General features: G+C 66.0%; 23 protein-coding genes, 1 tRNA gene and 1 pseudogene. 19 read left to right on the forward strand and 6 right to left on the reverse strand.

What is annotated here, in order from left to right; translation table 11 throughout:
- The first annotated feature begins 22 nt into the window (after positions 1–22).
- The 11 genes from ACIGII_RS10670 to ACIGII_RS10720 all read left to right on the forward strand — a co-directional run bounded on the left by ACIGII_RS10670 (position 23) and on the right by ACIGII_RS10720 (position 9,252).
- Entirely contained in the window at positions 23–805 is a 783-nt protein-coding gene (locus ACIGII_RS10670) for a serine/threonine protein phosphatase (RefSeq protein WP_399637918.1), read from the forward strand.
- Between the two features lie 117 nt (positions 806–922).
- Positions 923–1,867 (forward strand): ACP S-malonyltransferase, encoded by a 945-nt coding sequence (gene fabD, locus ACIGII_RS10675; protein WP_399637921.1) that lies wholly within the window; start codon positions 923–925, stop codon positions 1,865–1,867.
- A 76-nt stretch (positions 1,868–1,943) separates the two neighbouring features.
- Positions 1,944–2,687 (forward strand): 3-oxoacyl-ACP reductase FabG, encoded by a 744-nt coding sequence (gene fabG, locus ACIGII_RS10680; protein WP_399637923.1) that lies wholly within the window; start codon positions 1,944–1,946, stop codon positions 2,685–2,687.
- A 154-nt stretch (positions 2,688–2,841) separates the two neighbouring features.
- A complete protein-coding gene (gene acpP / locus ACIGII_RS10685; RefSeq protein ID WP_399637925.1) occupies positions 2,842–3,081 on the forward strand; it encodes an acyl carrier protein in 240 nt (79 codons plus the stop codon).
- 80 nt (positions 3,082–3,161) lie between these two features.
- Complete coding sequence (gene fabF / locus ACIGII_RS10690) at positions 3,162–4,424, forward strand: beta-ketoacyl-ACP synthase II (protein ID WP_399637927.1); 1,263 nt, start codon at positions 3,162–3,164, stop codon at positions 4,422–4,424.
- Between the two features lie 148 nt (positions 4,425–4,572).
- Positions 4,573–5,964, forward strand: a complete 1,392-nt coding sequence (locus ACIGII_RS10695; protein ID WP_399637930.1) for an aminodeoxychorismate synthase component I — start codon at positions 4,573–4,575, stop codon at positions 5,962–5,964.
- A 122-nt stretch (positions 5,965–6,086) separates the two neighbouring features.
- A complete protein-coding gene (gene mltG, locus ACIGII_RS10700; RefSeq protein WP_399637933.1) occupies positions 6,087–7,145 on the forward strand; it encodes an endolytic transglycosylase MltG in 1,059 nt (352 codons plus the stop codon).
- Positions 7,142–7,810: a dTMP kinase gene (gene tmk / locus ACIGII_RS10705; RefSeq protein WP_399637935.1), complete on the forward strand. Its 669-nt coding sequence runs from the start codon at positions 7,142–7,144 to the stop codon at positions 7,808–7,810. Before mltG ends, tmk begins: the two co-directional genes overlap by 4 nt.
- Positions 7,803–8,762: a DNA polymerase III subunit delta' gene (locus ACIGII_RS10710; protein ID WP_399637938.1), complete on the forward strand. Its 960-nt coding sequence runs from the start codon at positions 7,803–7,805 to the stop codon at positions 8,760–8,762. The genes tmk and ACIGII_RS10710 overlap by 8 nt, the downstream gene beginning before the upstream one ends.
- Positions 8,759–9,112: a PilZ domain-containing protein gene (locus ACIGII_RS10715; RefSeq protein ID WP_068849648.1), complete on the forward strand. Its 354-nt coding sequence runs from the start codon at positions 8,759–8,761 to the stop codon at positions 9,110–9,112. The genes ACIGII_RS10710 and ACIGII_RS10715 overlap by 4 nt, the downstream gene beginning before the upstream one ends.
- A 65-nt stretch (positions 9,113–9,177) precedes the next feature.
- Positions 9,178–9,252, forward strand: a tRNA-Val gene (locus ACIGII_RS10720).
- Between the two features lie 81 nt (positions 9,253–9,333).
- Here the strand turns inward: ACIGII_RS10720 and ACIGII_RS10725 are convergent.
- Positions 9,334–9,576 carry a hypothetical protein gene (locus ACIGII_RS10725; RefSeq protein ID WP_399637941.1) on the reverse strand — a complete coding sequence of 81 codons (243 nt, stop codon included), beginning with the start codon at positions 9,574–9,576 and terminating at the stop codon, positions 9,334–9,336.
- A 437-nt stretch (positions 9,577–10,013) separates the two neighbouring features.
- Here ACIGII_RS10725 and ACIGII_RS10730 point away from each other — a divergent pair, with 437 nt between their 5' ends.
- The 5 genes from ACIGII_RS10730 to ACIGII_RS10750 all read left to right on the forward strand — a co-directional run bounded on the left by ACIGII_RS10730 (position 10,014) and on the right by ACIGII_RS10750 (position 12,915).
- Positions 10,014–11,102: a DUF5694 domain-containing protein gene (locus ACIGII_RS10730; RefSeq protein ID WP_399637944.1), complete on the forward strand. Its 1,089-nt coding sequence runs from the start codon at positions 10,014–10,016 to the stop codon at positions 11,100–11,102.
- A gap of 343 nt (positions 11,103–11,445) precedes the next feature.
- Positions 11,446–11,769 (forward strand): SymE family type I addiction module toxin, encoded by a 324-nt coding sequence (locus tag ACIGII_RS10735; protein ID WP_399637946.1) that lies wholly within the window; start codon positions 11,446–11,448, stop codon positions 11,767–11,769.
- A 26-nt stretch (positions 11,770–11,795) separates the two neighbouring features.
- Complete coding sequence (locus ACIGII_RS10740; protein ID WP_399657517.1) at positions 11,796–12,065, forward strand: hypothetical protein; 270 nt, start codon at positions 11,796–11,798, stop codon at positions 12,063–12,065.
- Positions 12,066–12,149: 84 nt separating this feature from the next.
- Positions 12,150–12,530 (forward strand): tautomerase family protein, encoded by a 381-nt coding sequence (locus ACIGII_RS10745; RefSeq protein ID WP_399637951.1) that lies wholly within the window; start codon positions 12,150–12,152, stop codon positions 12,528–12,530.
- Entirely contained in the window at positions 12,520–12,915 is a 396-nt protein-coding gene (locus ACIGII_RS10750; protein WP_399637954.1) for a hypothetical protein, read from the forward strand. Before ACIGII_RS10745 ends, ACIGII_RS10750 begins: the two co-directional genes overlap by 11 nt.
- A gap of 24 nt (positions 12,916–12,939) precedes the next feature.
- Here ACIGII_RS10750 and ACIGII_RS10755 read toward each other — a convergent pair.
- A pseudogene (locus ACIGII_RS10755) lies at positions 12,940–13,098 on the reverse strand (RcnB family protein); the annotation flags it as partial.
- A 197-nt stretch (positions 13,099–13,295) separates the two neighbouring features.
- On the opposite strand from ACIGII_RS10755, the gene ACIGII_RS10760 reads away from it, so the two are divergent.
- A complete protein-coding gene (locus tag ACIGII_RS10760; protein WP_399637957.1) occupies positions 13,296–14,981 on the forward strand; it encodes a DUF4041 domain-containing protein in 1,686 nt (561 codons plus the stop codon).
- An 81-nt stretch (positions 14,982–15,062) separates the two neighbouring features.
- Here ACIGII_RS10760 and ACIGII_RS10765 read toward each other — a convergent pair whose 3' ends face one another.
- From ACIGII_RS10765 to ACIGII_RS10780, 4 genes are all read right to left on the reverse strand, one after another.
- On the reverse strand, positions 15,063–15,410 hold the full coding sequence (locus tag ACIGII_RS10765) for an RcnB family protein (protein WP_399637959.1): 348 nt from the start codon (positions 15,408–15,410) through the stop codon (positions 15,063–15,065).
- Positions 15,411–15,499: 89 nt separating this feature from the next.
- Positions 15,500–16,729 carry an FG-GAP repeat domain-containing protein gene (locus tag ACIGII_RS10770; protein WP_399637961.1) on the reverse strand — a complete coding sequence of 410 codons (1,230 nt, stop codon included), beginning with the start codon at positions 16,727–16,729 and terminating at the stop codon, positions 15,500–15,502.
- A gap of 17 nt (positions 16,730–16,746) precedes the next feature.
- Positions 16,747–17,661, reverse strand: coding sequence for a hypothetical protein (locus ACIGII_RS10775; RefSeq protein WP_399637964.1), 915 nt, complete (start codon positions 17,659–17,661; stop codon positions 16,747–16,749).
- Positions 17,662–17,669: 8 nt separating this feature from the next.
- Positions 17,670–18,032, reverse strand: coding sequence for an H-NS family nucleoid-associated regulatory protein (locus ACIGII_RS10780; RefSeq protein ID WP_399637967.1), 363 nt, complete (start codon positions 18,030–18,032; stop codon positions 17,670–17,672).
- 149 nt (positions 18,033–18,181) lie between these two features.
- On the opposite strand from ACIGII_RS10780, the gene ACIGII_RS10785 reads away from it, so the two are divergent.
- Both ACIGII_RS10785 and ACIGII_RS10790 read left to right on the forward strand, forming a co-directional pair.
- Positions 18,182–18,574: a hypothetical protein gene (locus tag ACIGII_RS10785; RefSeq protein ID WP_399637969.1), complete on the forward strand. Its 393-nt coding sequence runs from the start codon at positions 18,182–18,184 to the stop codon at positions 18,572–18,574.
- Between the two features lie 156 nt (positions 18,575–18,730).
- Positions 18,731–19,069, forward strand: a complete 339-nt coding sequence (locus tag ACIGII_RS10790; RefSeq protein ID WP_399637971.1) for a helix-turn-helix domain-containing protein — start codon at positions 18,731–18,733, stop codon at positions 19,067–19,069.
- Positions 19,070–19,118: the final 49 nt, after the last annotated feature.

Raw genomic sequence — 19,118 nt, forward strand, 5'->3', positions numbered from 1 at the left:
TCTGCATTTCTGGAGGTGTGTCATGGTCGAACCCATCGTCATCGAGGGCCAGCGCGCCTGGCTGAAGCAGTACGGCGAGAGCAGCCGGGTCCTCGCCCTGGGCCTGCTCAACTTCGTGGCCAACCGCTTCCAGCTCGACGCCCTGCGCCCACCGCCGCACCGTGGCGGTGATGCCGCCCGCGAAACCGAAGCCCGTCGCCTGGCCGAACTGCAGGCCCAAGGGGTGAACGTGCCGCACGTGATTGGCAGCGGCCACGCCTCGCTGGTCCTGGGCGACAACGGCAGCTCCTTCAACACCTGCCTGCGCCAGGCCGACGATGCCGGCCGCGATGCGCTGGTGTCGGCGGCCATGCAGGCCATCGTGGCCGCCCACGCCAAGGGGGCCTATTTCGGCCAGCCGCTACCGCGCAACCTGACCTGGGATGGCCAGGTCATCGGCTTCATCGATTTCGAGGAAGACCCGCTGGAAGTGATGGACCTGGCCCAGGCCCAGGCACGCGACTGGCTGATGTTCGGCTACGGCGTGGCCAGGTACTACGAACACCGCCCGGAGCGGCTGCAGGCGTTGATGGCGGCGGCGATGGACGGCGAACAGGCCCCGGTGCTGGCGCACGCCCACGACGTCTCGGGTCGCTTGCAGCGCCTGGCCCGCTACAGCATGAAGATGGGGCGTTCGGCGCGGGCGCTGGCCCACGCGATCCTGATCGTGCACGGGGCGACGACGCTGGGCATGTTGATGCTGGTGGCCATCTGTTTCGACTTCTTCAGTGATGGCGATCTGGACATCCTGCAGCTGTTTGTTTGAGGGCGTGCCGGCCCACGGTCGGCACCTGCCGGGGGCTGGTCAATACGCGCCAGTACAGACGAAGCGCGGTTTTCCCCCTTATCATTCGCCGTTCGATTTTTGCAGGCGGAATTCCGCGTGACCGATTCCAATCTCGCTTTCGTGTTCCCCGGCCAGGGCTCGCAGTCGCTGGGCATGCTGGCTGAACTGGCCGAACTGCACCCGCAGGTGCGCGAGGCCTTCACCGAAGCCTCCGACGGCGCCGGCGTGGACCTGTGGGCGCTGTCGCAGGGCGGCCCGGAAGAGATGCTCAACCGCACCGAATACACCCAGCCGGCGCTGCTGGCCGCCAGCATTGGCGTGTGGCGCGCCTGGAAGGCCGTGCATGGCCCGCAGCCGGCCGTGCTGGCCGGTCACAGCCTGGGGGAGTACACCGCGTTGGTGGCGGCCGGCGCGCTGTCGCTGCGCGACGGCGCCCACCTGGTGCGCCTGCGCGGCCAGCTGATGCAGGAAGCCGCCCCGGCCGGTGTCGGCGCCATGGCCGCCGTGCTCGGCGCCGAAGATGCGCTGGTCAAGGAGGTCTGTGAACAGGCCTCGGGCAGCCAGGTGGTGGTGCCGGCCAATTACAACTCGCCGGGCCAGATCGTGATCGGCGGCGACGCCGAGGCGGTCGACCGCGCGCTGGCCCTGCTCGCCGAAAAGGGCGTGCGCAAGGCGGTCAAGCTTGCCGTCAGCGTGCCGTCGCATACCCCGCTGATGCGCGAAGCCGCCAACCGCCTTGCCGAAACCATGGCGGGGCTGGACTGGCGCGTGCCGAGCCTGCCGGTGGTGCAGAACGTCGATGCGCGCATCCATGACGGCATCGATGCCATCCGCAGCGCCTTGGTGCAGCAGCTGTACCTGCCGGTGCAGTGGACCGGGTGCGTGGAAGCCCTGGCCGCCCGCGGGGTCACCCGCGTGGCCGAATGCGGGCCCGGCAAGGTGCTGAGCGGCCTGATCAAGCGCATCGACAAGTCGCTGGATGCGCGCACCCTGTCCACGCCCGCCGACTTCGAGACCGCCCGCGAGACCTGGGCCGCCTGATGACTTTCGACCGTGCCCGCCACGTGCCAGCCTCCAGGCGGGCGCCGCGGACCGGTCCCGTTCGAGGAAACTGAGCATGAGCAAGCCCCTTCAGGGTGAAATCGCACTGGTCACCGGCGCCAGCCGGGGCATCGGTGCGGCGATCGCCGACGCACTGGCCGCGCAGGGCGCGACCGTCATCGGTACCGCCACCACCGAATCCGGTGCCGCCGCCATCGGCGAGCGCCTGGCTGCCGTGGGCGGCCATGGCCGCGCGCTGAACGTGACCGACCCCGCCGCCCTGGACGCCGTGCTGGACGGCATCGCCAAGGAGTTCGGTGCGATCACCATCCTGGTCAACAACGCCGGCATCACCCGCGACAACCTGTTGCTGCGCATGAAGGACGAGGACTGGCAGGCCATTCTCGACACCAACCTGACCAGCGTGTTCCGCACCTCAAAGGCAGTGATCCGCGGCATGATGAAGGCGCGCAAGGGCCGCATCATCAACATCGCCTCGGTGATCGGCGTGACCGGCAACGCCGGCCAGGCCAACTACGCTGCGGCCAAGGCGGGCATCATCGCCTTCTCCAAGTCGCTGGCCAAGGAAATCGGCTCGCGCGGGATCACCGTCAACGTGGTGGCCCCGGGCTTCATCGACACCGACATGACCAAGGCGTTGCCGGAAGAACAGCGCACCGGCCTGGTCAAGTCGATCGCCCTGGAGCGCCTGGGCGAACCGTCCGACATCGCCAATGCCGTGGCCTTCCTGGCCGGTCCTTCGGCCAGCTACATCACCGGCGAAACCCTTCATGTGAACGGCGGCATGTACATGCCGTAAGCATGTGGTGCAGGGATTGCACCGCAAGTGGTTGATCTGAATGGCTTTTTGCAGAAATGCAAGGGGCCTGCGGTTTCCACTACACTATCCCACGGCCATCGCCATTTTGATGGCGTCACTTTTTGAACCACTACTCCATCTGGAGCGATATCCAATGAGCACCATCGAAGAACGCGTCAAGAAAATCGTCGTCGAACAGCTTGGCGTCAAGGAAGAAGAAGTCACCAACAGCGCATCGTTCGTCGATGACCTGGGCGCCGACTCCCTGGACACTGTTGAGCTGGTGATGGCGCTGGAAGAAGAATTCGAGTGCGAAATCCCGGACGAGGAAGCCGAGAAGATCAGCACCGTCCAGGCTGCGATCACCTATGTCGAGGCTCACGTCAAGGCGTGATGTCTGGCACGCTCATCGCGTGCAGCAATCCCATGGGGCCGCGCTAGCGGCCCTGTGTTTTTGAGTCAGGAGAATCTGCAATGAAGCGTCGCGTCGTCGTTACCGGCATGGGCATGGTCTCGCCGTTGGGCAATGATCTGGCCACCAGTTGGAAGGGCATCACCGAAGGTCGTTCCGGCATCGGCCCGTTGACCAACGTTTCGCAGGCCTACCTGGACCGTTTCACCACCAAGATCGCAGGTGAGGTCAGGGACTTCGACATCACCGCCGACAACGAACAGTTCGGCAAATTCCGGGTCAGTGGCAAGGATGCCAAGAAGATGGACCCGTTCATCCATTACGGCCTCGGTGCCGCCTTCATGGCCTTGAACGATTCGGGCCTGGACATCACCGCGGACAATGCCGAGCGCATCGGCGCCATCGTGGGCGCGGGCATCGGCGGCCTGCTGGGCATCGAGGAACAGACCATCGAGTTCCACGAGGGCAAGAAGATCTCGCCCTTCTACGTGCCCAAGACCATCATCAACATGCTGCCCGGCCAGCTGAGCATCATCACCGGGTTGAAGGGGCCGTCGTTCTCGGCGGTGTCGGCCTGCGCCACCTCCAACCATTCCATCGGCACCGCCATGCGCATGATCCAGTACGGCGATGCGGACGTGATGGTGGTGGGCGGTGCCGAACGTGGCTCCTCGCCGACCGCGCTGGGCGGCTTCTGCGCCATGAAAGCCATGAGCACCCGCAACGATGCCCCGGCGGAGGCCTCGCGCCCCTGGGACAAGGAACGCGACGGCTTCGTGCTCGGCGACGGCGCCGGCATCCTGATCCTGGAAGAATACGAACACGCCAAGGCGCGTGGCGCGCGGATCTACGCCGAGCTTGCCGGTTTCGGCGCCAGCTCGGACGCGTACCACATGACCGCCCCCAGCGAGAACGGCGAAGGCGCGGCCCGTTGCATGACCATGGCGCTCAAGGACGCGGGCGTCAGCCCGGACCAGGTCGGCTACCTCAACGCGCACGGCACTTCCACGCCGCTGGGTGACCTGGGCGAAACGATGGCCATGAAGACCGCCTTTGGCGACCACGCCTACAAGATGATGGTCAGCTCCACCAAGTCGATGACCGGTCACCTGCTCGGCGCGGCCGGTGGCGTGGAAGCCATCTTCTCGGTGCTGGCGCTGCGTGACAACATCATTCCGCCCACCATCAACCTGCATGAAGCGGGCGAGGGCTGCGACCTGGATTACGTGCCCAACACCGCACGCGAAGCGAAGGTCGACGTGGTGATGTCCAATGGCTTCGGCTTCGGCGGCACCAACGGCACGCTGGTGTTCAAGCGCGTCTGACCGGCTCGCCGTGATCGCGACACACCAAGGCCGCCCACCGGGCGGCCTTGGCATATATGGGCATCACGCCCGGTAGCGCCGGCCGTTGGCCGGCCCTCACAATGCCAGACCGGCGCGCGCCGGCCCCAACACCACCGCCGGTATTCCCATGTTCCAGACCCGCCCGCTGCCCGACACCACCGACCTGCTCGCGCTACAGCGTCTGGCACCGCTGCGTTACCCGCTGCTGATGGAATCCACCGCCTCGGGCACCGCCCAGGGCCGCTGGGACCTGCTGCTGATGGGCAACGGGGAGTCCCTGGCGCTGCATGCCGACGGCAACGTGCGCGATCATGACGGCACGGTGCATGCCGGCACCTTCCTCGACGTACTCGACGCCCACTGGCAGGCCCTGCGCCTGCCGCGCGCGGGCACGCCTGGTTCGCCTTCGCCCGTTCCCGGCGCAGGGTCCGGCCTGCCGTTCCGCGGCGGCTGGGCGTTGATGCTGGATTACGAACTGGCCGGGCAGATCGAAGCCGTGCTCGACCTGCCCGCACGCGCCGATGGCCTGCCCAGCGCGCTGGCGCTGCGCTGCCCGGCCGCCGTGCTGCACGACCGCGTGCTCGGCCAGTTCCACGCCGTATGCGAAACCGACCACACGGCGCTGCTGGACACGATCCTGCAGGACCTGCACACCGCCGCCGCGCTGCCGCCGCTGCCGACGTGGCAACCCCCTGCCGACGTGGAAGAGGACGCGCCCACGCGCTTCACCGAGGGCGTGGGCCGGGTGATCGACTACCTGCGAGCCGGCGACGTGTTCCAGGTGAACCTGTCGCGCCGCTGGGTCGCGCACTTCGACGATGCGCTTTCGCCGCAGGCGCTGTACGCGCAGCTGCGCGTGGCCAACCCGGCGCCGTTCGCCGGGCTGTTCATCGCGCAGGGCAGGGCGGTGGTGAGTTCGTCGCCGGAGCGGCTGGTATCGGTGCATGGCGACGAGGTGCAGACCCGCCCGATTGCCGGTACGCGCCCGCGCTTCGCCGGCGACGACGATGCCGAACGCATCCGTGAACTGGTGGGCCACCCCAAGGAACGCGCCGAGCACGTGATGCTGATCGACCTGGAGCGCAACGACCTGGGCCGCATCTGCACCGCCGGCAGCGTGGAAGTGGACGAATTGATGAGCGTGGAGAGCTACGCCCACGTGCACCACATCGTGAGCAACGTGCGCGGCCGCCTGCGTCCGGGCGTCAGCCCCGGCCAGGTGATCGCCGCCACCTTCCCTGGTGGCACCATCACCGGTTGCCCCAAAGTGCGTTGCATGCAGATCATCGCCGAGCTCGAGCAGACCGCACGCGGCGCCTATACCGGCGCCTTCGGCTGGCTGAACCGCGACGGCGACCTGGACCTGAACATCCTCATTCGCACTGCCGAGGTCGCGGGCACCACCGCGGCATTCCGCACCGGCGCCGGCATCGTGGTCGACTCGGATCCGGCCAAGGAACTCGACGAAACCCGCGCCAAGGCGCGTGGCCTGATGCGCGCGCTGGGTCGCCGTGACTGACCCAAGTGTGAGTGCGTCACCCGCACGGTATCCTGTAGCAGGTGACGCCCGCACCGGTAGCGCACGACCGTTGGTCGTGCGGCGGTGGTGCCGGCCCACAACGACCAACAACAGAGGTGACCATGGCGGGTGCTAAACGGGGTTGTCTGGCCATACTGACGGTAATGCTGCTCGGCGCACTGCTGCTGGCCGCCGCCGGCGCATGGTTCTGGCACAGCCAGAGTGGCTTCGCTGATGCGCCGATCACCCCCGACCAGGAAAGCGTGGTCATCGCCCCGGGCGATGGCCTGCAGACGGTGCTGCGCAAGCTGCGCGACGCCGGCGTGGACGAAGGCAACGACACCCAATGGCAGCTGCTGGCACGCCAGCTCGACGCCGCCGGCAAGCTGAAGGTCGGCGAGTACGCCCTGGACGCGAAGCTCACCCCGCGCGAACTGCTCACCCGCATGCGCCAGGGCCGCACCCTGCAGCACCGGGTCACTATCGTCGAAGGCTGGAACATCCGCCAGCTGCGTGCCGCGCTCAAGCGTGCCGACCCGCTGGTCCACACCACCGATGAGCTGGACGATGCCGCGCTGATGAAAACGCTCGGTTTCCCCGGCCAGCATCCGGAAGGCCGCTACCTGCCCGAGACCTACGTCTACCAGCGTGGCGACACCGACCTGGACGTGCTCAAGCGCGCCCACGCCGCCATGGAAAAGGAACTCACGGCCGCCTGGGAAAGTCGCGCCGACGACCTCCCGCTCAGTTCCCCGTATGAGCTGCTGATCCTCGCCTCGATCATCGAAAAAGAAACCGCGCTGCCCAGCGAACGCCCACAGATTGCCGGTGTGTTCGCGCGCCGCCTGAAGATGGGCATGCGCCTGCAGACCGACCCCACCGTCATCTACGGCATCGGCAGCAGCTACGACGGCAACATCCGCAAGCGCGACCTCACCACCGACACGCCGTACAACACCTACACCCGCGCCGGCCTCACCCCCACCCCGATCGCCATGCCGGGCCGCGACGCCCTGCACGCCGCCGCGCGCCCCGCACCGGGCGACGCGCTGTACTTCGTGGCCGTGGGCGACGGCAGCGGCGCGCACGTGTTCTCGGCCACCTACACCGACCACAACGCCGCCGTGGCGCGGTACCTTCAGCAGCTGCGCGCGCAGCGCAGCCAGGCGGCGCCGAAGTGAGCCCGGCACTGCGCCGCCACCCGCGTTTCATCAGCCTGGAAGGTGGTGAGGGCGCGGGCAAGACCACCGCCCTCAACGCCATCCGCGCCGCGCTGCAGGCACAGGGCCACGAGGTCGTGCTCACCCGCGAACCCGGCGGCACCGCGCTGGCCGAGCGCATCCGCGCGCTGATCCTCACCCCGGATGCGGAGATCGCCAACGAGCCGCTCAGTGCCGACGCCGAACTGCTGCTGGTGTTCGCTGCCCGCGCCCAGCACGTGCGCCAGGTGATCGAGCCCGCGCTGCGCCGGGGCTGCTACGTGCTCAGCGACCGCTTCACCGATTCCAGCTACGCCTACCAGGGCGGTGGCCGCGGCCTGGAGCCGGCGTGGATCGCCGAGCTCGAGCGCCGCGCCGTGGGCCTGCTGCCGGGCCTGACCCTGCTGCTGGACGTGGACGTGGCGGTAGGCCGTGCCCGCGCCAACGGCCGCGACCTGTGGCCGGACCGCATCGAAAGCGAGCAGGACGATTTCTTCCAGCGCGTACGCGCGGTATTCCGCGAGCGCGCCGCGCAGGACCCCACGCGTTTCCGCCTCATCGACGCCAGCCAGGACCAGGCCGGCGTGGCCGCCCAGGTCGTGGCCGCCATCGATGCCTGGCTGGCGCAGGAGCAGGGCAATGACTGACACGTTCTCCCCCTGGCAGCAGCGCGCCTATGACCAGACCATCGCCGCGCTCGACGCCGACCGCCTGGGCCACGGCCTGCTGATCTGCGGCCCGGCCGGGCTGGGCAAGCGCGAGGTGGCATTGCGCATGGCCACCCACGTGCTGACCCGCGGCGAGCCGGCTGCCGCCCAGCGCGCCGCCCAGCTCATCGCCGCCGGCACCCATCCGGACCTGCAGCTGGTGTCGTTCATCCCGAACAAGTCCGGCGACAAGCTGCGCACCGAGATCGTCATCGAACAGGTGCGCGAGATCTCCCAGAAGCTTTCGCTCACCCCGCAGTACGGCGTGGCCCAGGTGGTGGTGGTGGACCCGGCCGACGCCATCAACCGCGCCGCCTGCAACGCCCTGCTCAAGACCCTGGAAGAGCCGCAGCCCGGCCGCTACCTGTGGCTGATCAGCAGCGACCCGGCGCGCCTGCCGGCCACCGTGCGCAGCCGCTGCCAGCGCCTGGAATTCAAGCTGCCGCCGCGCGAGGAAAGCCTGGCCTGGCTGCAGGCCCAGGGTCACAGCGAAGCCAGCGCCCGCGAAGCCCTGGACGCCGCGCGGGGCCACCCCGGCCTGGCCGACGACTGGCTGCGCCACGACGGCCTGGCCCTGCGCCGGCAGGTCGCCAGCGACCTCGAAGCGCTGGTGGCCGGGCGCTCCGGCGCAGTGGAGCTGGCCCAGCGCTGGACCGCCGACGACCACGCCGCCCTGCGCCTGCGCCATGCCGCCGACCTGGCGCTGGCCCAGGCCACCGGGGGTGGCTTGACCGATCCGGACCGATTGCACAAGCTGGGCGCCTGGTTCGACGCCGCCAACCGTACCCGCGATCTGTTGCGCACCACCGTGCGCGCCGACCTGGCGGTGGTGGAATTGTTGTTGGCCTGGAACAGGGTCAACGAGCGGCACGCAAAGGGGAATAGAGCATGAGCGCCACCAACGCCCGCCAGGGCATCCTGTCGCTGGCCGTCAAGGACAAAGCGTCGCTGTACAGCGCGTACATGCCGTTCGTGAAGAACGGTGGCATCTTCGTGCCCACGCCCAAGCGCTACTTCCTGGGCGACGAAGTGTTCCTGCTGCTGACCCTGCCGGACTCCAGCGAGCGCCTGCCGGTGGCCGGCAAGGTGGTCTGGGTCACCCCGGCCGGCGCCCAGGGCAACCGCGCGGCGGGCATCGGCGTGCAGCTGGCCGACGGCCAGGAAGGCGAGAACGTGCGCAACAAGATCGAGACCGCGCTGGCCGGTACCCTGAACTCGGACAAGCCCACGCACACGATGTGAAGAAATTTACGGAAACCCGTTGACGCGAAATTTTGCCGCCCTATAATGAGCGGCTCAGCAGCATCGGGCGGTTAGCTCAGCGGTAGAGCATTGCCTTCACACGGCAAGGGTCGCAGGTTCGAACCCTGCACCGCCCACCACGATTCAGTCAAAAAAGCCTCCGGAAACGGAGGCTTTTTTGTTCTTTGGTCGGCCTTGCTGAACGACGTCCCGGACCATCGCTAGTATCCCCTCAGCAACGCGTCCGCCTCGTCCTTGTCAGAGACCACCTCACCCATCTTGTCGAAGGGTATTGTCACGTCGTGGTCGTATACCGTGTTGTGCAGGACAAACGAGCGGGCCTTCCAGTCAATGCTCTTCAGTGTGCCTTTCTCTTTCGTCGAGTTGATGGAGGGGCCAGGTGTTATTGCGACCGTCAGATGTTCTCCGATGGCGTATCTGCGGAGCTGGTCTTCTAGTGCCATTTCGCTTCTCCTTGGTACCCGTTTCGTACCGGTGTCGACTCAATCCGATTCGATTTGATCTTGATATGGAAGCCCCGCCCCAACTGTTCAGAATCGGCAAGAACAGGCATGTATTCGGCATGTTCGGCGCCATCGTCGAAAGGTCCATCTCGGCACGTCAGTAGGTGGTGGGAAAATCCGACCAGCGCCCAGGTCTGGTTGAACCTGCAGACGAACACGATCTGGAGATCGCCAGTCGCGAGTTGGCCCAGTCCATCGCGCACATCCTGCCTCGCGCGCCTGAGTGACGGGGGCGCCCCGAATGGCGCTGCATTCTGCCCATCCAGGCCGATGCACCGAGCGTCCAAAAGGTTGCAATGACCAACGGGGGTTCTGCCCTGATGCTGGCTGGGCGACTATCCGGTCAGGCACATCATCGACCATTGAAAGGACGCACCGTGATCGAACGCATCGGCAGTCTGTTGATCCTGGGGTTGTGCAGCGCAAGCGCGTGGGCGGCCGCACCGGCCTATGTCCCCGACTTCCATCCCGAGCAGTTCAAGGGCCCGCCCGCAGGGCGCCCCAACGAAGTGCTGGTGCTGGGTTCGGCGCACCTGTCCGCCTTGCCGAAGACCTTCACCCCAGATCAGCTCGAGCCGCTGTTGTCGCGACTTGAGGCGTGGAAGCCCGAGGCCATTGCGGTGGAGGCGGTATCCGGGCTGCAGTGCGATTTCATGCGGCGCAATCCTGCCCGTTATGCGGAAAGCGTCAGCATGTACTGCCCGGACACCGCGCCGGCGGAGGCGGCGACCGGGCTGGATGTGCCCGCAGCCAACGCCGAAGCGGACCGCCTGTTGGCGTCATGGCAAGCCGCGCCGAGCGCCGCCGACCGACGTCGGCTGGCGGCCGTGTGGCTGGCCGCGGGCGAGCGCAATTCCGCGGTCGTGCAGTGGCTGCGCCTGCCCGCGCCGGAACGCATCGCTGCCGATGGGTTGAGCCCGGCCCTGGTGGCGTACCTGGACAAGCGGCTGCAGGGGCGCGATGAGTCGGTGCTGGTCGCGGCAACGCTGGCTGCCCGGCTCGGCCTGGAACGGGTGTGGGCGGTGGATGACCACACCGCCGATTCGTCCACGCCCAAAGCGCTGGAAAAGGCGGCGGGCGAAGCCATCATGAAAGCGTGGGACAACCCGTATACCAAGGCGCGCGCGGACGCGAACGCCGCATTGGAGGCCAACCTCGGCAAGCCCGGCGCAATGCTGGCCCTGTATCGCAGCTACAACGTGCCGGGCATGGCGTTGCAGGCGTATCGCAGCGACTTCGGCGCCGCGCTGACCGAGCCATCGCCGCAGGGCTTCGGACGCGGTTATGTCGGTTACTGGGAAACCCGCAACCTGCGCATGGTGGCCAACATCCGCGACGTGCTGGGGCTTGCACCGGGCCAGCGTCTGCTGGCCGTCGTCGGCGCATCGCACAAGGCCTACTACGAGGCTTACCTGTACCAGATGCACGATGTGCAGCTGGTGGATGCTGCCGCCGTGTTGCGCTGACGCGTCGATGGAACCCGGCGTAGAGGAGCGGGCTGAAGTGTGACCTGCTTGCGCATATCTGGCGGTATTACTTGTCAGTTGCGTCATCCATTAGGCACGGTCAACTAAGCTCGCTGGATCAACAGGAACAAACGATTTCCCTCCCTCCGCATCATCCTGCATGGTGTTCTGCAGAGCCTAGAAACTCTACAAGCCACACAGTGATGGACGTTTCGTTGTCGGGAGGGCGGCTAATATAAGACCCTCGTGGAAATACGCCCGCCGTTTTTGTGTGGCTTTACGGTTTCTAGCCTCCCGACGCTCTTGTCATCCCGACGAGAGCCATTCGTGCCGGAGGTCCAACATGTTCAATGCGCAGGCGAGTACGCCCCATGAGTACGAAGCGCGCCCCAAGCGCAAACCCTATTCCCGCCCGCCACGCACCTACCGGATGTGCGGGCATTTGTACGAACTGCAGGACGGGATGGGGCGTTACGAGCAGGTCCCGTGTCTCAAGCTGAGCGGCCGCTGGTTGCGGGACGCCGGCTTCGTGATTGGTGCCAGGGTAGCGGTTGAGATCAAGGAAGGGTCCATCACCCTCACCGTTATCGAAACCCCTGCGCCGATCATGCCGAAGGTTTCCCGAAAGGCGCAGCAGGAGCTGGCCCGCGTCGGGGGGATGCCATGAACAGGCGTGTACTCATACGGGCGAAGATGGAAGACACGCTGCGGGCCAATTTCCAGGCCGCCGCGGCGCGCGACTTCACGCCGGCCGCCACCGTGCTTCGCCAGCTCATGCAGGCTTATGTGGCGGTGCAGAACGCCCCGTCCGGCTCGTTGGCAAGGCGGCCTGGCAATGCAGTGCCGGTCGCCGCCGCTGCCGTGGCACGGCTGACGCCGCCGCCCCGCCTGCAGGGCGATGACCGTGATGCCGAAGCGCTCTTCCAACGACAGTGCAGGTGGAAGAACAGCACCGGCCACTGAACGCGAGCGGACGGGTGGCGAGGGAAGGGCGCCTGTGATCTCATTGGTACCGCATGTACCTGCATGCGTCCGGAGAGAGCCGCCATGCCGTTGGCCCGCATCGATCTTCGTAAAGGCAAGCCCGCCGACTACCGGCGTCGCGTAGGGCAAGTGATATATGATGCCATGCTGAGCGTGGGCGTCCCGCCGGACGACCGTTTCCAGGTCATCCAGGAACACGACGCTGATGGTCTGGTGTACGACCCAGGTTATCTGGGCATCGCCCGCACGGACGACTTCATCTGCATCCAGGTCAGCTGGAATGAGGGCCGTACGCTGGAGCAGAAAAAGGCGTTCTACCTTGCCATTGCCGATGGACTGCATGCCGCCGTAGGCATTCGCCGGGAGGATGTGTTCATCAATCTGGTGGAAGTGAAGCGGGAGAACTGGTCGTTCGGGAATGGTGTGGCGCAGTATGCGGTCTGAGGTCGTGCGTAACGCAGGGACGAAGGTGCTGGTGGTTTCGGTGATCTACGCGTTCGCCATCGTATGGGGCGTGGAGTGGCTGCTCGACCATCTGCGCTCGCGCAGTTTCGGCATGGGGCCCGAGCTGCAGCCACGCTGGGTGCGCACGGCACTGGCGTTGGCGCCGTTCGCTCTGTTCTCGCTATGGGTGAGCCTGCGTCGGCCACCTCGCACGCGCAGGGGTTACATCGCCGGCGTGGCAATCTCGATCGCGCTGTGGGGCTGGTACTACGCCGACGGGCTGATGAACACCGGTGGGGGTGCCAACATCGGGCTGGGTATCGTCATGATGCTCTCGCCCCTGCCGGTATTCATCGTCCTGTGGTGGTTCGCCCGCAAGCCGTAAATCGCGAGCACCGATCGCACTGCGTCAGCGGCGCAGGGCGTCGATGATCACACCGGTGGCGATCTCAACGAGCAGGTACTCGGTGTCCGACTGCCCGAGCCAGCGATGCCCGCGGCCGGATTCACACGGGTTGTAACTTAAGTAGTCATCAACCCAGTAACGACGGTCCACTTCACGCATAGCGAGCCGGTTGCCTGCGCCCTGATGCTCTGGTCATTCAGCGGCACATGGGATGGAGTGGCGTGGACGCTGCGGGCGAGTGGTTAGTGAGCGTCCTAGCCTGGCGTAGGAAAAGTCCTATAGACAGACTGCTCTGTCGGTTTGATGCTAGTCCATAGTCATGGACTATCATCAATGCTTGGGACTCTTAGGGGGAGCTCATGAGCTGGATTCTCTCATTTGCACTGGCCGTCACCATTGGCGTGCTGTTGGTGCTTCGACGGCTAGCCTCACAGGCATTCCAGAGTCAACTAGCTCAAGTGGAGCTGGATGCCGCACGTCAATTGGAATCCCTGCGGTCACAGATTACTCGGATTTCCACCGAAAACGAGGCGCTTTCCGAGTTTAAGGCGGTGCGCGACGCGGATGCTGAGGCTCGACGAATGCTTGCAGAAGCTGAGGCGGCTTCGATGTCTGCTCGTATAGAGATGGATGCGCTTCGTACGGCAACAGAGACCACACTGGAAGCCCTGCGTCTCGAAGCCCAGCAGCAGGTCAGCGGTCTGATCGCTGACGGGCGCCGCGCCAATGCAGATGCTCGTCAGAAGGCAGAGCGCACGATTGAGGACGCGAATAGACGTGCTGCGGTGCTGGTCAAGCAGGCAGAGATTCGCGCCGAGAGCATTGCTGGCGATGCGTACCGTGCCCTGCAGGAGGCTGAAACCATCCAGCAGAGCGCTGTCGCCATGCGCAATGTTATCGAAGGTTACGGTGATCTATACCTCAAGCCGACTTACAGCTTGTTAGATCAGCTGGCGCAGGAGTATGAATTTGAGTCGGCGGCTCAAGAGCTTAAGCTCGCGAGGGCGAATTCCATATCTCTGGTTACGTCTGGCAGGGCTGCGGAATGTGACTACGTCGAGAAGAATCGGCGGGAGACGGCTATAAGGTTCGTGATTGACGCCTTTAATGGCAAAGTGGATACGATCTTGGGAAGGCTGAAGTCGGACAACTTCGGGATATTGGAACAGCAGGTGCGTGACGCGTTTTCATTGGTCAACCACAACGGTAGTTCATTCCGATCGGCCAGGATTACCAGGGAGTATCTCGACAGTCGCCTCGAAGAGCTGCGGTGGGGAGCTTCTTCGATCGCTTTGCGTGAGAGGGACAGGGAAGAGCAGCGCCGAATCAGGGAGCAGATTCGCGAGGAAGAGCGAGCGCAGCGCGAGATTGATAGGGCATTGAAAGAGGCCGCCAAAGAAGAGGATATGTTGCAAAGGGCCCTATCCAAGGCGCGGGTGCAGCTGGAAAAGGCAAGCGAGGAGCAGCGTTCTATGTTCGAGGCGCAGATGTTCGCCCTTGAAGCCAAACTTGCCGAGGCAGAGGCCAAGAATCAACGTGCGCTCTCGATGGCTCAGCAGACCAAGGCTGGGCACGTCTATGTCATCTCGAACATTGGGTCATTTGGTGATCGTGTATTCAAGGTTGGAATGACGAGGCGATTGCAGCCCCATGACCGGGTGAAAGAGCTGGGCGATGCTAGTGTCCCCTTCCCGTTCGATGTTCACGCAATGATTTGGTCCGATGACGCTCCTGCACTCGAGGGTGCCCTGCATCGTAAGTTCGTAACATCGCAGGTCAACAAGGTGAATCCAAGGAAAGAGTTTTTCAGACTTCAGCTTGGTGAACTTCGTGGTGCAATTGAAGAGTTGGGCCTCCAAGCCGCATGGACAATGGCGGCTGAGGCTGCTCAGTTCCGCGAATCCCAAGCCATCGAGGCGCAGCTGTCCATGAAAACGGATGACGCGCAGCGCTGGATTCGCGCCCAGCTTGAAGTTCCTGACGAGCAGATATCGGGAAGCAGCGACGAGCGTGAGGAAACATCATCCGAGCAAGTCACTGGTTAACATTGTTCCCGAACCAAAGGCTCGTGAGTCGGTGCCTGGATCGCCGGCATGGCGCGACGCTCGGGCTCCCAGCGCGCCGCGTCAGCGGCGCAGGGCGTCGATGATCACGCCGGTGGCGATCTCAACGAGCAGGTACTCGGTGTCGGACTGGCGGACCCAGCGATGGCCGCGGCCCGGTTCACGCAGGTCGTAACGTGAGTAGTCGTCAACCCAGTAACGGCGGTCCACCTCCGACCAGCTGAGCCGGTCGCCGCGGTGCCAGGCCTTCTTCTGCCATCCCGGCGGCGGAGCGTGGCGCTTGTCCGGGCCGCCGGCATGCGGCGGCGGACCATTGCCGCGCGCGTGGTGCGGCGGGTCGGCCCAGGCAGGGGCTGCGGTCAGGGCGGCCACGGCAAGTGCGGCAATGCTAATCAGACGTGCGGCGTTCATATCGACCTCCCATCCCCGCCGCGGCGTGCGGCGGCGTGGTCCGGAATACAGAGCAGGATCTGTGAAGAAAAGCGATGGAATGCCGCGGCTTATGGGCGGCTGAGCAGCAGCCGCGCCTGCGACTGCCAGCCACCGATGAACAGGTCCGGCTTGCCGTCACCGTCCAGATCGCCCTGCGCCATGCTCCAGCTCCGGCCGACGGTGGTGGCAGGAATCACCGCAGCGGTGACGTCACTGAAGTTTCCTTTCCCATCGTTCTGCCACGCACGTACCTGCAGCGGGACGAAGCCCGGCACGTCGATGGCGCTCACTACCAGGTCGGGATGACCATCGTGGTTGAAGTCCACCACGGTACCGCCCCAGCTCGAGAAGCGGTGGCGGGGCAGGCGTGCTGCGGTTTCATCCTTGAAGCGCGCATCGCCCTGGTTGATCAGCAGCCGGGTCTGTGGATCCTTGTCCCACTCGCGGTTGTTGCTGGTGAGGTTGAAGAACACCAGGTCCAGTCGACCGTCGCCGTTGGCGTCAAGCGCGTGCACTTCGCGCGTTTCGGTCGGCACCTGTGGGCCCAGCCGATCGGTCGCGTCGACGAAGCGTCCGCTGCCGTCGTTGAGCAGCAGCCGGTTCAGCGGATCCTGGCTGGCGATGGCGATGTCCAGATCGCCATCGCCGTCCACGTCAACCAGCGCGATGCCCTGCGCCTGCACGTCGATGTTGGGCAGGTGGGTGGCCGTGGCGTCGACGAACCGGCCCGGGCGCGCAGGGTCGTTGAGCCACAGGAACGGCTGTGCCTGGCCCTTCTTGCCTTCGGTGGTGTTGCCGACGACGATGTCGGGCAGGCCGTCGCCGTTGAGATCGCCGACCGCCACGCCATTGGCCTGGCTTTTCGCCGGCAGGCGCGCGCTCACCCGCGCGAATCCACCTTTGCCATCGCCCAGGAACAGGTTGTGTTGTTCAGTGTCTTCGGCGATGAACAGCACATCCGGATGGCCGTCGCGGTTGAAGTCGGCAATGCGGACGTGTTCGTTGTCGCCGCTGAGCGGCCCGAACGCACCGGTGGCGTGCGTGAGCTTGCCGCTCCCATCATTGAGATAAAGCCGGTTGGCGCCGTTCTCCACCGCCACCGCAACGTCCAGGTCGCCGTCGCCGTCGGCATCCAGCAGGGCGGCATCAAGCGCATGCAGGTCGGGTTCTGTGGGAACGTGGGTCGCGGTGACGTCGACAAACACCGTGCCTGGCGAGGAGGCCGGCGCGGCGCACGCCGCAAGCGGTGTGGCGGCCAATGCAGTGAGCAGCAGGAAGCGCGGCGTCGTTCGGGTCATGCGGTACGTTCTCCGGGTCAGTCAACCACGGCCAGCTGCCGCTTGAAGCTTGGCCATAGCGCCAGCTTGTGGGTGACGTTGGTGATGGTGCGTCGCGGGTCGGTGGGGTGGGGCCGCGTGGAGGTGGTGGTCCGGCCTTGGCGCCACAGCCCGAACATCACGATCTCGGCGCCTACCGGGAACGACTGCAGCCACGCGGCGTCGCCGTGGCCAACGCTGACTTCATGGAAGTCGCGCCGGTCGGTAATGCCGGTGCGCTGGTACTTCGGGGCGCAGTTGAGGTATACCGCATCGGGCTGCACGCGGTGCGAGCGGACCGTGCCCAGCAACGCCATGGGCAGTTCCGTGGACGCTGCAGCCAGGCGCTCCCCAGCCTCGTCGTAGCGCTCCGGCGTGTAGAAGAAATTCGCCCAGTCCACTTTCTTCTTGCCCAGGCGCAGGGTCAGGTGCTCGGCGAACAGGGCATCGCTTTCGCACAGCGCACGCAGCACCAGCAGGTCGGCGAGGGTGTGCAGGTAGCGGTCCGTGGCGGAGTCGACGGCCTGGCGATCAGCGCTGCCGCGCTTCAGTGCCTGTTGCAGGACCAGCAGGCGAAGCTCGTGCCTGCCGTCTGCGAGCACGGGCAGGACGTCAGGATCGGCGCCGGCGGCGAGCAGCGCCTGGAGATGGCCGGGCGCGTCATACCGGCACCCGGACTGGTGTTCGGCACCTTTGTCCAGGGTGAGGTAGGCCGGCATCTGGACGGGCGCGGGCTGGTCGGCATGGCGGCTGCTGCGCGCGGGCACGAACTTCAGCAGGGCGCCGCAGCCAGGGCTGTCGCAGAGCAGGGTGGGCAGCGTCTGCTTCGTGTCATGGCGCTGCTGGAGGTCTGCAACGCGATGCACGGTGCCGTGCGTTCCCACCGCTCTGCGCAGCTTGATGGAGCGGTTCATCTCACTGCTCAGCCCGGATACGCCGGGAAGCGCTCGTCGGGATGGTGCTTCTTCCATTCGGTGTGGGCCACGGTGCCTTCCCAGGCAAGGAAGGTTTGCGGCACGCGGCCGCGACCGGACCAGGTTTCCTGCGTGTGCGGCAGCCAGTAACGCGGCGGCAGCGGTTCGCGTGGCGCTTTGGCGGGTTTGACACGGCTTGCCGGGCGGGCCGCTGCATCGCCGGCCACCAGGGCGCGGATCCGCTGCTGCTGTTCGGGGCTGAAATCGGCGTAGCTTGCGTTGAGCAGCACGGTGACGCGCTCGTACGCCTCCCTGGTGGCGGCCCGCAGCAGGGCCTGCGGGGAGGGGGAGGCGGATGGCGTGCGGGACATGGGACTCCAGGACAAAGGACAGACCCGCGCACGATAGCAAATGCGGGGTGATCGCTCCGGACACGGTGGCAACTACTCTTTCGGGTCATGCGCCGGGGCCGCAACAGGTCCCCAATGGGCACAGCCTGATCGAACGCTGGAGGCGACCGGTGCAGCTGCTCTACGCAACCTTTCCTGACCGTACCCCCGGCGTCGGCCTGCTGCTGCTGCGCCTGCTGCTGTCGTCCATGCTGGTGGGCCCCTGGGCGCTGCGATCGCTGCCGCCGCAGGGCGATCTGATCGGCTGGGCATGGATGGCGGCGGTGCTGCTGGCGCTGGGCAGCCTGCTGCCGCTGGGCATCCTGGCCTCGCTGTTCGTGGCCTGCCTGGATCCCGGGCTGCAGGGGTGGCCGGCGGCGGGCCTGTTGATCGCCCTGCTGCTGCTCGGCCCGGGGGCGTACTCGGTGGATGCGGTGCTGTTCGGGCGCCGGGTGGTGGAGCTGCCGGCGTCGCAGTCCAGGCGTCGCAGCGCGCCCCCGCAGCACGATCACCCGAAAGAGTAGGTGGGTACTCCGCCGATCGGGGCTTGGGCCAGGCACGTTGCAGGCGCAGCCTACACGCTACCTTCGGCGAGGCTTATTCCCGTGCACGCCAGCCCCGCGGCATCCCTTCTGGTATCACTGCATGCGTCATCGGCGCGCCCATGCGGGCGCAGCGGGGTGAGCGGCGCTGTCGAGCGCGGCGTGCACTACATCGAAGCCCATCTGTCCGAACCGCTGCAGCTGAGTGCGATCGCGCAGGCGGCGTGCATGAGCCGGTTCCACTTCGCACGCAGGTTCCGCGAACAGACCGGGCTCAGTCCGATGGAGTACCTGCGCATGCGGCGACTCGAGCGCGCCCGGCAACTGCTGCGCGTAGACGGCCAGCGCATCGGCCAGGTGGCCAGCGAGCTGGGCTTCTATGACCAGAGCCACTTCGTGCGCTGGTTCCGGCGCAGCCTGGGCTGTACGCCGTCGGCCTACCTGCAGGACGTACGCGCGGGCGGCGCCTGCCCGTAGTATTGGCCTGCTGCTGCCGAACCGTTTTTGTATGATGGCGCGGGCGCTG

It is taken from the genome of Stenotrophomonas sp. NPDC077420 (assembly GCF_044543385.1).
Taxonomy (GTDB): Bacteria; Pseudomonadota; Gammaproteobacteria; order Xanthomonadales; family Xanthomonadaceae; genus Stenotrophomonas.

Coding starts and splice junctions, on each gene's coding strand:
- ACIGII_RS10670 (WP_399637918.1), top strand. CDS start 23: ATGGTCGAACCCATCGTCATCGAGGGCCAGCGCGCCTGGCTGAAGCAG.
- fabG (WP_399637923.1), top strand. CDS start 1,944: ATGAGCAAGCCCCTTCAGGGTGAAATCGCACTGGTCACCGGCGCCAGC.
- acpP (WP_399637925.1), top strand. CDS start 2,842: ATGAGCACCATCGAAGAACGCGTCAAGAAAATCGTCGTCGAACAGCTT.
- fabF (WP_399637927.1), top strand. CDS start 3,162: ATGAAGCGTCGCGTCGTCGTTACCGGCATGGGCATGGTCTCGCCGTTG.
- ACIGII_RS10695 (WP_399637930.1), top strand. CDS start 4,573: ATGTTCCAGACCCGCCCGCTGCCCGACACCACCGACCTGCTCGCGCTA.
- mltG (WP_399637933.1), top strand. CDS start 6,087: ATGGCGGGTGCTAAACGGGGTTGTCTGGCCATACTGACGGTAATGCTG.
- ACIGII_RS10710 (WP_399637938.1), top strand. CDS start 7,803: ATGACTGACACGTTCTCCCCCTGGCAGCAGCGCGCCTATGACCAGACC.
- ACIGII_RS10715 (WP_068849648.1), top strand. CDS start 8,759: ATGAGCGCCACCAACGCCCGCCAGGGCATCCTGTCGCTGGCCGTCAAG.
- ACIGII_RS10725 (WP_399637941.1), bottom strand. CDS start 9,576: ATGGCACTAGAAGACCAGCTCCGCAGATACGCCATCGGAGAACATCTG.
- ACIGII_RS10735 (WP_399637946.1), top strand. CDS start 11,446: ATGTTCAATGCGCAGGCGAGTACGCCCCATGAGTACGAAGCGCGCCCC.
- ACIGII_RS10740 (WP_399657517.1), top strand. CDS start 11,796: ATGGAAGACACGCTGCGGGCCAATTTCCAGGCCGCCGCGGCGCGCGAC.
- ACIGII_RS10745 (WP_399637951.1), top strand. CDS start 12,150: ATGCCGTTGGCCCGCATCGATCTTCGTAAAGGCAAGCCCGCCGACTAC.
- ACIGII_RS10750 (WP_399637954.1), top strand. CDS start 12,520: ATGCGGTCTGAGGTCGTGCGTAACGCAGGGACGAAGGTGCTGGTGGTT.
- ACIGII_RS10760 (WP_399637957.1), top strand. CDS start 13,296: ATGAGCTGGATTCTCTCATTTGCACTGGCCGTCACCATTGGCGTGCTG.
- ACIGII_RS10765 (WP_399637959.1), bottom strand. CDS start 15,410: ATGAACGCCGCACGTCTGATTAGCATTGCCGCACTTGCCGTGGCCGCC.
- ACIGII_RS10770 (WP_399637961.1), bottom strand. CDS start 16,729: ATGACCCGAACGACGCCGCGCTTCCTGCTGCTCACTGCATTGGCCGCC.
- ACIGII_RS10775 (WP_399637964.1), bottom strand. CDS start 17,661: ATGAACCGCTCCATCAAGCTGCGCAGAGCGGTGGGAACGCACGGCACC.
- ACIGII_RS10780 (WP_399637967.1), bottom strand. CDS start 18,032: ATGTCCCGCACGCCATCCGCCTCCCCCTCCCCGCAGGCCCTGCTGCGG.